Annotated in this window: 13 protein-coding genes; 1 reads left to right on the forward strand and 12 read right to left on the reverse strand. The window is 64.7% G+C overall.

All coding sequences use genetic code 11. From position 1 onward, the window contains the following. The 9 genes from queD to ACXAJT_RS04300 all read right to left on the reverse strand — a co-directional run bounded on the left by queD (position 1) and on the right by ACXAJT_RS04300 (position 8,314). Positions 1-369 carry a 6-carboxytetrahydropterin synthase QueD gene (gene queD / locus ACXAJT_RS04260; protein ID WP_475233259.1) on the reverse strand — a complete coding sequence of 123 codons (369 nt, stop codon included), beginning with the start codon at positions 367-369 and terminating at the stop codon, positions 1-3. Beyond that, positions 369-1,070 (reverse strand): 7-cyano-7-deazaguanine synthase QueC, encoded by a 702-nt coding sequence (gene queC / locus ACXAJT_RS04265; RefSeq protein ID WP_475233260.1) that lies wholly within the window; start codon positions 1,068-1,070, stop codon positions 369-371. The genes queD and queC overlap by 1 nt, the downstream gene beginning before the upstream one ends. A 119-nt stretch (positions 1,071-1,189) precedes the next feature. Further along, a complete protein-coding gene (locus tag ACXAJT_RS04270) occupies positions 1,190-2,743 on the reverse strand; it encodes a BCCT family transporter (protein WP_475233261.1) in 1,554 nt (517 codons plus the stop codon). A 284-nt stretch (positions 2,744-3,027) separates the two neighbouring features. Beyond that, entirely contained in the window at positions 3,028-4,953 is a 1,926-nt protein-coding gene (gene dxs, locus ACXAJT_RS04275; protein WP_475233262.1) for a 1-deoxy-D-xylulose-5-phosphate synthase, read from the reverse strand. 17 nt (positions 4,954-4,970) lie between these two features. Beyond that, complete coding sequence (locus tag ACXAJT_RS04280) at positions 4,971-5,840, reverse strand: polyprenyl synthetase family protein (RefSeq protein ID WP_475233263.1); 870 nt, start codon at positions 5,838-5,840, stop codon at positions 4,971-4,973. A gap of 6 nt (positions 5,841-5,846) precedes the next feature. Then, positions 5,847-6,089 carry an exodeoxyribonuclease VII small subunit gene (locus tag ACXAJT_RS04285; RefSeq protein WP_475233264.1) on the reverse strand — a complete coding sequence of 81 codons (243 nt, stop codon included), beginning with the start codon at positions 6,087-6,089 and terminating at the stop codon, positions 5,847-5,849. Then, positions 6,086-7,012 (reverse strand): histone deacetylase family protein, encoded by a 927-nt coding sequence (locus tag ACXAJT_RS04290; protein ID WP_475233265.1) that lies wholly within the window; start codon positions 7,010-7,012, stop codon positions 6,086-6,088. Before ACXAJT_RS04290 ends, ACXAJT_RS04285 begins: the two co-directional genes overlap by 4 nt. Before the next feature lie 88 nt (positions 7,013-7,100). After that, positions 7,101-7,805 carry a response regulator gene (locus ACXAJT_RS04295; protein WP_475233266.1) on the reverse strand — a complete coding sequence of 235 codons (705 nt, stop codon included), beginning with the start codon at positions 7,803-7,805 and terminating at the stop codon, positions 7,101-7,103. Beyond that, a complete protein-coding gene (locus ACXAJT_RS04300; RefSeq protein WP_475233267.1) occupies positions 7,802-8,314 on the reverse strand; it encodes a MarR family winged helix-turn-helix transcriptional regulator in 513 nt (170 codons plus the stop codon). Before ACXAJT_RS04300 ends, ACXAJT_RS04295 begins: the two co-directional genes overlap by 4 nt. A 157-nt stretch (positions 8,315-8,471) precedes the next feature. On the opposite strand from ACXAJT_RS04300, the gene ACXAJT_RS04305 reads away from it, so the two are divergent. Next, positions 8,472-9,341, forward strand: coding sequence for a branched-chain amino acid aminotransferase (locus tag ACXAJT_RS04305; protein WP_475233268.1), 870 nt, complete (start codon positions 8,472-8,474; stop codon positions 9,339-9,341). Between the two features lie 78 nt (positions 9,342-9,419). Here the strand turns inward: ACXAJT_RS04305 and ACXAJT_RS04310 are convergent, their stop codons facing one another. From ACXAJT_RS04310 to ACXAJT_RS04320, 3 genes are all read right to left on the reverse strand, one after another. Continuing rightward, positions 9,420-10,670 (reverse strand): PAS domain-containing protein, encoded by a 1,251-nt coding sequence (locus ACXAJT_RS04310; RefSeq protein ID WP_475233269.1) that lies wholly within the window; start codon positions 10,668-10,670, stop codon positions 9,420-9,422. A gap of 118 nt (positions 10,671-10,788) precedes the next feature. Continuing rightward, the gene (locus tag ACXAJT_RS04315) at positions 10,789-11,979 is read right to left on the reverse strand and encodes an ABC transporter permease (protein ID WP_475233270.1); all 1,191 of its coding nucleotides are present in this window, start codon (positions 11,977-11,979) and stop codon (positions 10,789-10,791) included. Positions 11,980-11,983: 4 nt separating this feature from the next. Beyond that, positions 11,984-13,627 (reverse strand): ABC transporter permease, encoded by a 1,644-nt coding sequence (locus ACXAJT_RS04320; RefSeq protein ID WP_475233271.1) that lies wholly within the window; start codon positions 13,625-13,627, stop codon positions 11,984-11,986. Between the last annotated feature and the right edge of the window lie 25 nt (positions 13,628-13,652).

Here is a 13,652-nt window from a genome sequence, read left to right on the forward strand (position 1 = left end):
TCAGGCCGCCAGCGGCGCGGGCCGGTACTCGGCCCATGTTTTCGGCGTCTCGCTGACCTTGACCGAGGCGGTCTCGGGCCAGCGCGCGGCGCACCACTCGTAGAAGTGCCGGGCGAGGTTTTCCGCGGTGGAGGCGACGTTCAGCACGTCGTTGAGGTGCCGGTGGTCAAAGCTCTCATCGATATAGGCCTTGAGCGGCGCCAGTTCGTGGTAGTCGCGCACAAACCCGTCAGAGTTCAGGTCGCGCGCCGCCAGTTCGACGACCACGATGTAGTTGTGCCCATGCATCCTGGCGCATTGGTGATCGTCCGGCAGATGCGTCAACTGGTGCGAGGCGGAGAAATGGAATTCCTTGCTGATGCGGTACATCACGCTTCCTCCCGGCTGTTGATCGCCTCGATCCAGTAGTCCGGGTCGGCGTAGACGGTCGGGTCCTCGACCCCAGCAAGGTGGAACGCCTCGCGCCGTTCGACGCAGGTGCCGCAGCGGCCGCAATGGGTCTCGCCGCCCTTGTAGCACGACCACGTCTCGGCAAAGGGCGTGCCGTGCTTGGCGCCCTCGGTGACAATGTCGGCCTTGGTCCGCTCGACAAAGGGCGTGTAGAGCGCCACGTCCGCATACCCGTCGAGCGCGTGGCGCTGCATCGCCTCGAAGGCGCGGGTGAAGCCGGGGCGGCAGTCGGGATAGATGAAATGATCGCCGCCATGCACCGCCGTGGCCACCGCCTCGTCGCCATTGGCCGCCGCCACGCCAAAGGCGATGGCCAGCATGATGGCGTTGCGGTTGGGCACCACGGTGATGCGCATGGTTTCTTCGGCGTAATGCCCGTCGGGCACGTCGAGATCATCGGTCAGTGCCGAGCCGGTCAGCGCGGCGCCGATGGTGCGCATGTCGATGCGCTGGAACGGCACCCCGAGGCGTTCGGCAGCGGCCTTGGCGTAGTCCAGTTCCTTGGCGTGGCGTTGGCCATAGTCGAACGAGACGAGGCGGGTGAGGTCGTGCCTTGCTGCGACCATGTGGGCGAGCGAGACGGAATCCAGCCCGCCGGAGCAGATGACGATAGTCTTCATGTTTGAACCCTTGTTTTGATGACCGGGTAGGCTGCGACCGGTGTGGGCGGGTGCATAAAGAAACGCGGCCCCGCTCGCAAGGGGCCACGTCCAATGGTGCCTCTGCCGGGGCAAACGCCTCAGCGGGCGTCCCTGCCCTGCCGCCAGACAATGCGCGGCGCGTCCCACAGCGTTGGCAGCAGCACCAGCGAGACCGGCACGGCGGTGACCACGATGAAGCTTTGCAATTTGCCGATGCCGCCCGCGCCGAGCGAGATCAGGATCAGCGCCATGATGCCCATGGCGATGCCCCAGAAGGCCCGCAGCACGGTCGACGGCTCGCTGTCGGACATGGCCGAGGCGATCACATAGCTCATCGAGTCGCTGGTCGTGGCGACAAAGGCCATGGTCAGCACCAGAAAGGCGACCGACAGCGCAAAGCCAAACGGGAACGCCTGCGTGATTGCCAGCAGGCCGGCGGGCAGATCGAGGCCCTCGAAGGGCTGGGAAATCACGCCGGGGGTCGCCAGTTCGAAGCTGATGCCCGAGCCGCCGATGATGCTGAACCAGAAGTTGGTGACGATGGGCGCGATGATCGACAGAATGATGATCATCGACCGCACCGACCGGCCCCGGCTGATTCGCGCGATGAAGATCGCCATCAGCGGGCCGTATCCGATGAACCAGCCCCAGAAGAACACGGTCCACCAGCCAAGCCAGCCGCTTTCGCCGAAGAGGCCCGCGTCCCCGCGGTAGAGCGCCATGGAAAAGAAGTTCTCCATATAGGTGCCGAAGCCGCCGAAGAAGCTGCCGAAGATCGCCAGCGTCGGGCCGGCCAGCAGCATGAAGACGAGCAACACGAAAACCAGCAGAACGTTGAACTGCGAGAGCAGCCGGATGCCCTTCGACAGTCCGGTGATCGCCGAGATCGAGTAGATACCGACCAGCGCGAGGATCACCATCGCCTGCGTGGCAAAGACATCGGGAATGCCAAACAGCGTCTCAAGCCCGTAGGACATCTGCAGGCCCAGAAAGCCGATCGGCCCCACCGTTCCGGCCACCACAGAGATGATGCAGCAGGCATCGGTGATCAGCGCGAGCGGGCCCTTGAGCGCGCGCTCGCCGAACACCGGATACAGCAGGGTGCGCGGCGCCAGCGGCAGGCCGCGCTCGTAGTGATAGTGCATCAGCATGATGGTCGCCAGCGCGCCAAGAATGGCCCACGCCAGAAAGCCCCAGTGCAGGAAGCCCTGCGCCAGCGCCGCCTCGGCCCGCGCCTCGGGCTGGCCCGACAGATCGCCGAAAAGCGGCGGTGTGGAGAGAAAATGCGCCAAGGGCTCACCGGCAGCCCAGAAGACACCGCCGCCCGCGAGCAGCGTGCACATGATCATGGAGCCCCACTGGAAGGTCGAGAACTGCGCCTGCTCGAGCCCGCCCATGCGCTTGCGGGCGCCGGGCAACACGCAGATCGCGAGGCCGATGAGGAAGGTCGCCAGCAGCAGAAGCTGCCAGTAGAACCCAAAGTACTGCGCGGCGGCGGCAAATGACCTATCCACAAGCGCCGAGAGCGCGTCGATGTCGATCAGCGCAAAGACGCAGAACGCCAGAATGAAACCGCCTGTCACCAGCAGCAGGGGCAAATCGATGCGACGGAAACGGCCTATGGGACCGTCCGAAACGGGTGTGTCTGTCATATCTTGCTTTCGGGAGGATTTGAGGGAGGAGAGATGCGCGGGTGGTCCCGGTTTCGGGCATCACGCCGAGCGAGATGTCATGCGGATGTAGCGCGGCCTTTGCGCAGGGCACGGGGGCTGGCACGGGGTCTCGTGACGTCTGATCTGCGTGCGCCTTGGCCTTCTTGCTGCGCATGAATCAATCGCGGGCGTCCCTATCGGAGACGCCCGTCAGAGGTCAAGCAACCGCAAAGAGATGCGCTATACCCCTCGTCCGCCGCAGGCTTGACTGCGGCGGCGCGGGCTCAGGCGCGTTTGCCCAGAAGGTCGATGCCCAGCGTGGTGAGCACCTTTTCTTCGATCTGCTCGGCGTTGAGACCGGCGGTTGCATACATATCGGCGGGGCTCGAGTGATCGATGAATGTGTCGGGCAGCACCATCGAGCGGAACTTGAGCCCGTGATCAAAGACGCCCTCGTCCGACAACAATTGCGCCACGTGGCTGCCGAAGCCGCCGACCGCGCCTTCTTCGATGGTGATCAGCGCCTCGTGATCCTGCGCCAGTTGCAGGATCAGATCACGGTCCAGCGGCTTGGCAAAGCGCGCGTCGGCGACGGTCGGGCTGATGCCCCGCGCCTCGAGCTTTTCACAGGCGCCAAGAACCTCGGCGAGACGGGTGCCAAAGCTGAGGATCGCCACGGTCTTGCCGGTGCGGATCATCCGGCCCTTGCCGATGGGCAGGATTTCAGGCGCTTCCGGCATCTCGACACCAACGCCTTCGCCGCGCGGGTAGCGGAAGGCGATGGGGCCGTCGTCATGCGCCGCGGCGGTGGCGGTCATATGCACCAGTTCCGCCTCATCGGCGGCGGCCATCACCACCATGCCCGGCAGATTGGCCATGAACGCGATGTCGTAGGCGCCCGCGTGGGTGGCGCCATCGGCACCGACCAGCCCGGCGCGATCAATGGCAAAGCGCACCGGCAGGCGCTGGATCGCCACATCGTGCACGACCTGATCGTAGCCGCGCTGCAGGAAGGTCGAATACATGGCGCAGAACGGCTTCATCCCGCCCGCGGCGAGCCCGGCGGCAAAGGTCACGCCATGCTGCTCGGCGATGCCCACGTCGAACACCCGCTCAGGAAAGCGCTCGGCCATCAGATCAAGCCCGGTGCCATCGGGCATGGCGGCGGTCACCGCGCAGACGCGCGGATCCTTCGCCGCATGCTCGGTCAGCGCCTTGGCAAAGACCTTGGTGTAGGCGGGCGCGTTGGAGGGTGCCTTTTTCTGCTCGCCAGTGACCACGTCGAACTTGGCGCGCGCGTGGCCACGGTCGGCGGAATCCTCCGCCGGGGCATAGCCCTTGCCCTTCTTGGTCAGCACGTGGATCAGGATCGGCCCGTCCGCCCGCGCCTTCACCGCGCGCAGCACCGGCAGCAACTGGTCCATGTCGTGCCCATCGATCGGACCGAGGTAGGAAAAGCCAAGTTCCTCGAACAGCGTGCCGCCCACGGTCATGCTCTTGAGCATCTCCTTGGCGCGCTTCGCACCCTCGCGGAACGGCGGCGGCAACAGGCTGACGGCGCCCTTGGCGGCGGCCTTGAGATCATGGAACGGCGCCTCGGCATAGAGCCGGCTGAGGTAAGAGGACATGGCGCCAGTGGGCGGCGCGATCGACATCTCGTTGTCGTTGAGGATGACGATCAGCCGCTTGCCCAGATGCCCGGCGTTGTTCATCGCCTCATAGGCCATGCCAGCCGACATCGACCCGTCGCCGATCACCGCGATCGCATCGCCGAGGCCGGTGTCGCAGGCTCCGCCCAGTTCGCGCGCCATGGCAAAGCCGAGCGCGGCGCTGATCGAGGTGGAACTATGGCCCGCGCCAAAGGCGTCATAGGGGCTCTCGGAGCGTTTCGCGAAGCCCGAGAGGCCATCCTTCATGCGCAGCGTGCGAATCCGGTCGCGGCGGCCCGTGAGGATCTTATGCGGATAGCACTGGTGCGAGACGTCCCAGACCAGCTTGTCGCGCGGCGTGTCGAACACCGCGTGCAGCGCCACGGTCAGTTCCACAACACCAAGCCCTGCGCCCAGATGCCCGCCGGTTTCGGATACCGCCGAAATGGTTTCGGCGCGCAGGTCGTCGGCCAGCCGGTGCAACTCGTCATCGGACAGCCGCTTGAGGTCGGCGGGGGTGGTCACACGGTCGAGAACAGGTGTCTCGGGGCGGGAGGACATAGGGTGCACCTCTGGCGTCAGTTGCTGCGGGAGATAACGAAGCGGGCTGCGGCCCGCAAGTTTTCCGCCCGGTCTGCATAAGGAGATAGTGCGTCGCAGGCCTCGTCCACCAGTTCCTGCGCCCGCAACTTGGCCGCATCGAGCCCCAGCAGCGACACGAAGGTGGCCTTGCCGCGCCCGGCATCCTTGCCCACGGCCTTGCCCATCATCTCGGCGTCACCCTCGACGTCGAGAATGTCATCGGCGATCTGGAAGGCGAGACCCAGCCGATCGGCATAGAGCGACAGCGGGGCCGGATCGACCTCTGCCAGCCGCGCGCCAGCCTCGGCGGACCACCGGATCAGCGCCCCGGTCTTGCCCGCCTGCAACGCGGTGATCTGCGCCAGATCGAGCGGCACGTCGGTGCGCTCGGCGGCCATGTCGAGCGCCTGCCCCTTGACCATACCGCGCGCGCCGGCGGCGCGGGCCAGCGAGAACGCAAGATCGGCGCGCACCTCGCCCGAGGGATGGCAGCGCGGATCGCTCACCAGCTCAAAGCCGAGCGTCTGCAGCGCATCCCCCGCCAGCACGGCGGTCGCGTCATCCCACTTGCGGTGCACCGTGGGCAGGCCGCGGCGCATGTCGTCGTCATCCATGCAGGGCAGATCGTCGTGCACCAGCGAGTAGGCGTGCACCGCCTCGATGGCGCAGGCGGGCCAGATCGCGTGGCCCTCGGGGACACCGTGCAGCCGTGCCGACTCCAGCACCAGATAGCCGCGCAGCGCCTTGCCGCCACGCGTGGCATAGCCCATGGCGTCGACCACCGGCAGCGCGTCATGCTCGTCCAGAACGGCCTCGAGATGCGCGGCGACCGCAGCCGCAGCGCCAACAAGGGATTCGGCAAACATCCGCGGTCAGAGCCCTTCGACCGGCTTGGTGCCCGCAGGCTCGCCATTGGCGTCGAGGGTGATCGCGGCGACCTTCTCCTCGGCGGCCTTGAGCTTTTCCTCGCAATGCTTCCGCAGCTCGCTGCCGCGCTGGTAGAGCGTGATCGACTCCTCCAGCGGCACCTCGCCGCGCTCGAGCTGGGTCACCACCTGCTCAAGCTCTGCCATCGCCTGTTCAAAGCTCATCTCCGCGACGGGGGTCTCACTCATCTGCCTGCCTCGATCAATTCTTGTACGTGCACCCGGGCCGAGTCCGCGAGCGCGCGCAGATCATAACCACCTTCGAGAACCGAGACCACCCGCCCCTGCGCGCTGCTCCGCGCGGCACGGCACAGTTCCTGCGTGAGCCAGCGGAAGTCTTCTTCGCGCCAGTTGAGTTCGGCCAAAGGATCGTCCGCATGGGCGTCGAACCCTGCGGAAATGATGATCAACTCCGGCTGGAACCCCGCAAGCCGGGGGAAGGCGTGCTCGGTGTAGGCAGCGCGCATCTCGGCACCTCCGCTGCCCGGCGGCAGCGGCAGGTTGAGCACATTGTCGTGACCGCCGCGCTCTGCCGCGGCGCCGGTGCCGGGCCACAGGGGATATTGCTGCGAGGTGATCAGCAACGCGCGCGGCTCGTCCCACAGCAGCGCCTGCGTGCCATTGCCATGATGCACGTCGAAATCCACCACCGCGACCCGGTCGAGCCCGTGCCGGTCGAGCGCATGCTTCGCGGCGATGGCGGCGTTGCCGAAAAGACAAAAGCCCATCGGCGTTTCGACCTCGGCGTGATGCCCCGGCGGGCGGGTGGCGCAGAAAGCGGTACGCGCCTCGCCTGCCATTACCGCATCCACCGCCCGCACCGCACCGCCGACACCGCGCCGCGCCGCTTCCAGCGACCCCGACGACATCCACGTGTCCTCGTCGAGACGGTGCCGCCCGGTCGCGGGCAATTCCGCGCTCAGCCGATCGAGATAGCGCTGCGGATGCACCCTTAGGATGTCGCGATCCTCGCCGCGCGGTGCGGCAAGGCGCAGCAGGTCCAAGCCCTGCAGCGCGTGCAGAACATGATCAAGCCGGGCCACCTGCTCGGGATGGCCCTCGGGCGTCAGGTGATCGAGACAATCGGCATGGGTGATCAATGCGGTGCCCATCGCAGCCCTCCTCCGGTCACGGTTTCCCCGCAGCAGATCGTGATTCCCAAGCCAGAACAAGGGGCGACCGCCGCCTGCGGGGCGCGGCTCAGTCCGGTGCCAGCATATAGCCGGCGCCGCGCACGGTCTGCAGATAGCGCGGCTGCTTGGGATCGCTTTCGATCTTGCGGCGCAGGCGGGTGATCTGCACGTCGACCGCGCGTTCCTGCGCCTGCCCCTTGTCGCGACCGAGTTCCTCGACCAGCTTCGTGCGGCTCAGCGCCTCGCCCGGCTTGGCCGAAAAGATACGCATCAACTGGCTTTCGGTGGCGGTGAGCCGCACCAGATCGTCGCCGCGCCACATCTCGCCGCGCTCGATGTCGTAGCGGATCGGGCCGAGCGTGAGCAGCTTGGGCTGGGCGGCGTCCGACACGGCGGCTTCGGGCATGCGCCGCAGGATCGCGTTGATTCGCAGAAGCAGCTCCTTGGGCTCGAAAGGTTTGGCAAGGTAATCATCCGCCCCCGCCTCGAGCCCGGCGATGCGATCCTCGGTCTCGCCGCGCGCCGTGAGCAACAGCACCGGGGTCTGCCGCTCGGCCCGGATCGCACGGGTGAAGCTGATGCCATCCTCGCCCGGCATCATCACATCGAGCACGATGAGGTCGAAGTCGAGCCCTGCCATGATGCGCCGCGCATGCGCCGCGTCGCGCGCCGCGCTGACCAGAAAGCCATTGCGGATCAGGAACTTCTGCAAAAGGCTGCGGATCCGCTCATCGTCGTCGACGATCAGCAGATGTGCGTCGGGGTCAGTCATCCGCGGTTCTCCCGCAGCCTCTGATACTGGCGCTGCATCTCGGGATCCATCATCGCTTCAAGCACCTGCTTGAAGCCCGCCACCGCCTCGGGGCCAACCTGCCGGTAGGCGGCGCGCATGCGGGCGCGCTGCGCGTCCGACAATTGCTTTTCCAGCGCATCCCCGGCTTCGGTCAGGTAGAGATGCCGCTCACGCTTGTCGGCGCGGCCGACGCGGCTTTCCACCAGCCCATCCTCGACCAGTGTGCGCAGGACACGGTTCAGTGACTGTTTGGTGACCCCAAGAATGGCAAGAAGATTGTTCACCGTGGTGCCGGGCGCGCAATGAATGAAATGGATGGCGCGGTGATGTGCACGGCCGTAGCTGAGGGTCTGCAAGATGCGGTCAGGGTCCGCGGTGAACCCGCGATAGGCGAAGAACATCGCCTCAATCCCCTGCCTGAGCTGCTCATCCGTCAGATAGAGCAGGGATTCTCCGCCCTGAACCTGACTTGCCGTCGCGTCTGCCATTGCTCCCCCAAAAAGTTCGTTTTTTGCACTTTAAGTCAGCGTTGTTGACATTCCAATAGCGAACTGTTAGCGAGTCGCAGTTTTTGCGCAACATTATGCCCGATCCGGACGTAAACGGCGCAACTAATGCAAAGCGCCTATGTGAAGGAGATGACCCATGGAAGGAGCTTTCGACGATCGCGACGGCAAGATCTGGATGGATGGCCAGATGCTGGACTGGCGGGATGCTCAGGTACATGTCCTGACCCACGCGCTGCACTATGCAAGCTCGGTGTTCGAAGGGGAGCGCGCCTACAACGGCAAGATCTTCCTTGGTCACGAGCACTCGAAGCGCCTGCATTTCTCCGCCGGTGAACTGGACATGCAGATCCCCTACACCGCCGAAGAGATCGACGCCGCCAAGGACGCCGTGCTGAAGGCCAACGGCTTTACAGACGCTTACGTGCGCGCCGTCGCATGGCGCGGTGCCGGTGAGGACATGGGTGTCGCCTCGGCGCGCAACCCGGTGCATCTGGCGATCGCGGCCTGGTCTTGGGGCAATTACTACGGCGATGCGAAGATGAAGGGTGCCAAGCTCGACATCGCGAAGTGGAAGCGCCCGAGCCCGGAGACGATCCCGGTGCATGCCAAGGCGGCGGGTCTTTACATGATCTGCACCACATCGAAGCACGCGGCCGAGGCCAAGGGCTGCTCGGACGCGCTGTTCATGGATTACCGCGGCTATGTGGCCGAGGCGACCGGCGCGAATATCTTCTTCGTCAAGGATGGCGAAGTGCACACGCCGCTGCCCGACTGCTTCCTCAACGGCCTGACCCGTCAGACGGTGATCAAGCTGCTGAAGGAGAAGGGCATCACCGTGCACGAGCGGCACATCATGCCCGAGGAGATGGAAGGCTTCGAGCAGTGCTGGCTGACCGGCACCGCCGCCGAGGTCACCCCGGTGGGGCAGATTGGCGACTACACCTTTGAGGTTGGCGCGCTGACCCGCGACATCGCAGAGACTTACGAAAAGCTGGTCCGCTCCTAAGCGGCCAGCCGGGGCCCTGCCCCACGGGTTTCGCATCCCGGCACGGCCCGCGCTTTGCGCGGGCCGTCTGCGTCTGGATCAACTCATCGCCCGCAACATGGCTGTGTTGGACTGGATCACCGTGTTCAGCTCGACGATGCGCGCCAGTCGCGCCTCGATCTCGTCCTGCCCGGCATCAAGCTGGTCGACGATCCCGGCCAGAGAGTCGCCGGTGCCTGAAAGCGCCGCGCTTTCGATCTTGCACATCATACGGGTCGAACTGAGCCCAGTGACATAGCGTTTCATGTCGAGCACCGAACGCCCCAGCCGTGTCGCCTCGATCTCGACAACCTTGAGCGCGTCGATGGCTGACTTCTGAAAGGCAATCTCTTCGGCGATCAGGGTTTCCTTGTCGCGGATCACATCCACCTTGGCTGCGGCATGGCGCACATCCTCTTGGAAGAGCGCCGACATCTCGGCTTGCATACTGCCCGCGTAGACCAAAAATTGCCCTTGCTCGATGGTGGTCAGCATCCGCATGTAGGTGCTGTCCTCACCTTCGACGAAGGCCCGCACCCAGGCCGCCATCTCATCCAGCATCGAGCCGTAGTTCACCGAAATCGCGCTGATCGGGCCGCCGGCGTTTTCCAGCCGCGAGGCAAGGATGCGCATGTTCATCGGCACCGTGCGGATCGCCTTGATGATCTCGGTCATCCGGTCGGTTTCTTCGCGGATCTGCAGGATCGTCTTGGCTATGCTCATGAAGCGCTGCTGGCGCTGGCCCAGTTTGGCGTTCATGCGCCGGGCCCGCTCTTCAAGCTCTTGCGCCAGCGCGTCGGTCATGAAGCCTTCGTAAGACGTATACCCTTCCTCCGCGAGAAGCTGGATCAATTGCTCCATACTGCGCGCCGGGCTGACGCCTTGTTCGGTTTCCGCCTCGCGCAGCTTGGCGTAGATCTCCTTCACCTTGTCCAGCAGGCCGCAGCACGGCTTCACCCGCACCGAGATATAGCCGCCCTCGATCGGCCAGGCGACGGCGAGCACCCAATAATAGCGCCCGTCCTTGGCCTTGTTCTTGATGTAGGCGGCCACGTGCTTTCCCGCCTTCAACCGATCCCAGTAGAGGTGGAACACCCCCTTCGGCATATCGGGATGACGCACCAGCTTGTGCGGGGCGCCCTTCAGCTCTTCCCACATGTAGCCCGAGATTTTTCGGAACACGCTGTTGCCGTGGATGATCACGCCGCGCTCGTCGGTGCGCGAAAAGAACAAGTCCTTCAATTCGAACGGCACCTCGCCGACGGTGCTGTTGCGGGTCTGCGCGATGAGTTGGGAATCGTGTTGGGACATGGGGACCACGCGGGATGAACTACGACTGCTCAGCGCAGCATGGCCGACGCGGGGTTTCCGAATGATGAAGAGCCGCGGGATTCCGCGGCTCTTTGACGTTTCATCACTGTCTCGCGCCTCAGCCCGGCGACATGCCGCGCAGCCGTTCCGAGCGGCGCCGCAGCATCTCGACCGTCGCCAGCAGCAGGATCGAGATCGACACCAGCACCGTCGCCGCCGCGAGGATGGTCGGCGAAAGCTGTTCGCGCAGGCCGGTGAACATCTGCCACGGCAGCGTCTGCAATTCCGCCGAGCCAATGAACAGCACCACCACCACCTCGTCGAAGGAGGTGATGAAGGCGAACAGACCGCCCGAGATCACGCCGGGCAGGATCAGCGGCATCTGCACCTTGAAGAAGGTGGTCACCGGGTTCGCCCCCATGTTCGCCGCCGCCCGCACAAGGCTGCGGTCGAAACCCACCAGCGTCGCCGTCACGGTGATGATCACGAAGGGAATGCCCAGCACGGCATGCGCCAGCACCACGCCGGTCAGCGTGCCGACGATGTTGATCTTCGAATAGAAGAAATACATGCCGGTGGCCGAGATGATCAGCGGCACGATCATCGGCGAGATCAGAATCGCCATGATCGCGCGTTTGCCGGGCACGTGGCTCTGCGACAGGCCGATGGCCGCCAGCGTGCCGAGGCTGACCGAGATGATCGTCGCCAGCGGCGCGATGATCAGCGAGTTCTTCACCGCGCTGGTCCACTCGGGGTTGGTGAAGAAGTCACGGTAGTGCTTCAGCGAGTAGCCCTCGGGATCGAAACGCAGCATCTCGGGGGTGAAGGTGAAGAAGTCCTGCGCGTTGAACGACAGCGGCATGATCACAAGGATCGGAGTGATCAGGAACACGAAGATCGCGCCGCAGAGCACCCGGAAGCTGTAGTGCCAGAGCACCTGATTGCCGGTGAGATAGGGCACCAGCGGCACCCGATAGCGCCCAAAGCCGATCCAATAGATGAACCAGCCGAAGAACCAGCCGAACAGCAGCCCGACCAGCGCGCCGGAGACACCGCCACCGAGGAACCCGAGCAGGCCGAGCACAATGATCAGCCCCCAGCGGAGCAGCTTTTCCTGCTCTTTCGGCAGCACCTGCATCGCCAGAAAGGCGAGGGCCGCCATCACCAGCGCGACGATCACGATGCCCAGCAGCACCGAGCCGTTGGCCGCGCCGATGAAGACGCCGGCGAAGGCCCCGGCGGCGGCAACCACCGGGATGGTAAAGTTGAGGGGTTTCTTGACGGCGGGTGTGAGAATGACAGCACTCATGTCGTTACCCCAGCTTCACGTTGTCGATGCCGACGATCCGGTCGTAGGCCCAGTAGAGGATCAGAACCACCGCCAGCAGGATCGAGCCGAGCGCGGCCGCGAGGCCCCAGTTCAGCGAGGTCGAGATGTGGTAGGCGATCCGGTTCGAGATGAAGGTACCGGTGGTACCACCGACGATCTCGGGCGTGATGTAGTACCCGATGGACAGGATGAACACGAGGATCGAACCCGCGCCGATTCCCGGCACCGATTGCGGGAAATAGACACGCCAGAAGGTCGTCCAGTCGGTTGCGCCCAGCGATTTCGAAGCGCGCACGTAAGAGTGCGGGATGGTCGACATCACCGAGTACATCGGCAAGATCATGAACGGCAGCAGGATGTGGGTCATCGCCACGATCGTGCCGAACTGGTTGTTGATCATCGTCAGACGCCCGTCGTCCGAGACCAGCCCGATCCACACCAGCACGTCGTTGATGACGCCCTGTTGTTGCAGCATGATCTTCCACGCCGAGGTTCGCACGAGCAGCGACGTCCAGAACGGCAGCAGCACGAGGATCATCAGCAGGTTCGCCTTGCGCGCCGGCAGGTTGGACAGGATGTAGGCGACCGGGTAGCCCAGCAGGATGCAACTGCAGGTGATCACCAGGCTCATGAACAGCGTACGCTTGAAGAGCATGATGTAGATTTGCTGGTTCTCCGGGCGCGCCTCGGCACCGTCCGGGGTCAGTTGCATGTCCACCGAGTTGAGGAAGTAGCCGCTGGTGTAATTCGGCGCATAGAGCTTCAGCGTGCGCCAGATACGCGGTTGCAGCCAGTCCTCGTCGATCTCGCCGAAGCCCTCCTTGAAGGAGACAGTTTCGAAATCGGCGCTGGCGACCAGCGCGGCGGCGGCCTGCAGCATGTCCGCATGCGGGCCGCTGTAGCCCGAGACGTCCTGTGTCGAGAGGTCTTGGTAGAGCGCTGTATGCACTGCCGACCACGGCTCCTCCTCGAGCAGCGAGTCTTCTTCTTCGCGGTGGGTGAAATTGGCAAAAATCTCGTATTGCTCGGCGGTGCGCGGCAGAACGTCCGCGATGCCGTCTCGCAGTTCGAAACGCGGCAGGCGGGTGTCTTCTTCCCATGCCGCTTCCTCGGCCAGCCAGTCGTCCGAACCCATCATCTCGGCCCAAGGCTGTGCCTCGTCCCAGTTCTCGTCGAGATCTTCAAACTGGTCCTGATAGACCTCGCCGATGTCGTCCAGCCCGCGGCCCGACTTGCGGAACAGCGAGGAGGCCCCGGTCTGCTCGTAGTTCAGACGCGTGCCGAGCCGGGTGTGCTCCTTACGCTCCGCGGCGACGAAAAGGTCGTAATAGGCATCCTCGAACACCTGATCGGGCGGCAGATCCGTCCCGTCCCAGTCGGCCAGCGCCTGCGTCGTCTTGGGCATTGTGTCCGAGACGATCTGGTTCTCGACCGAGCGGAACAGCATGTCCCCGATCGGCGCGATGAAGGTGACCAGAACGAAGATCAGCAGCGGCGCGATCAGCGCCAGCGCCCGCATCTTCTGCACGCGCAAAGCCCGCGACAGGCTCTTTTTAAGCGGCGTGCCGTCGGCGGCCAGCATGGGCCCGTTGGCTTCTTTCTCCGGGACGTCGGTCGAAGCTGTCATCCTACCCCCTGCGGGTCTGTTATTC

This window comes from Salipiger sp. ABF4_146 (assembly GCF_056161345.1).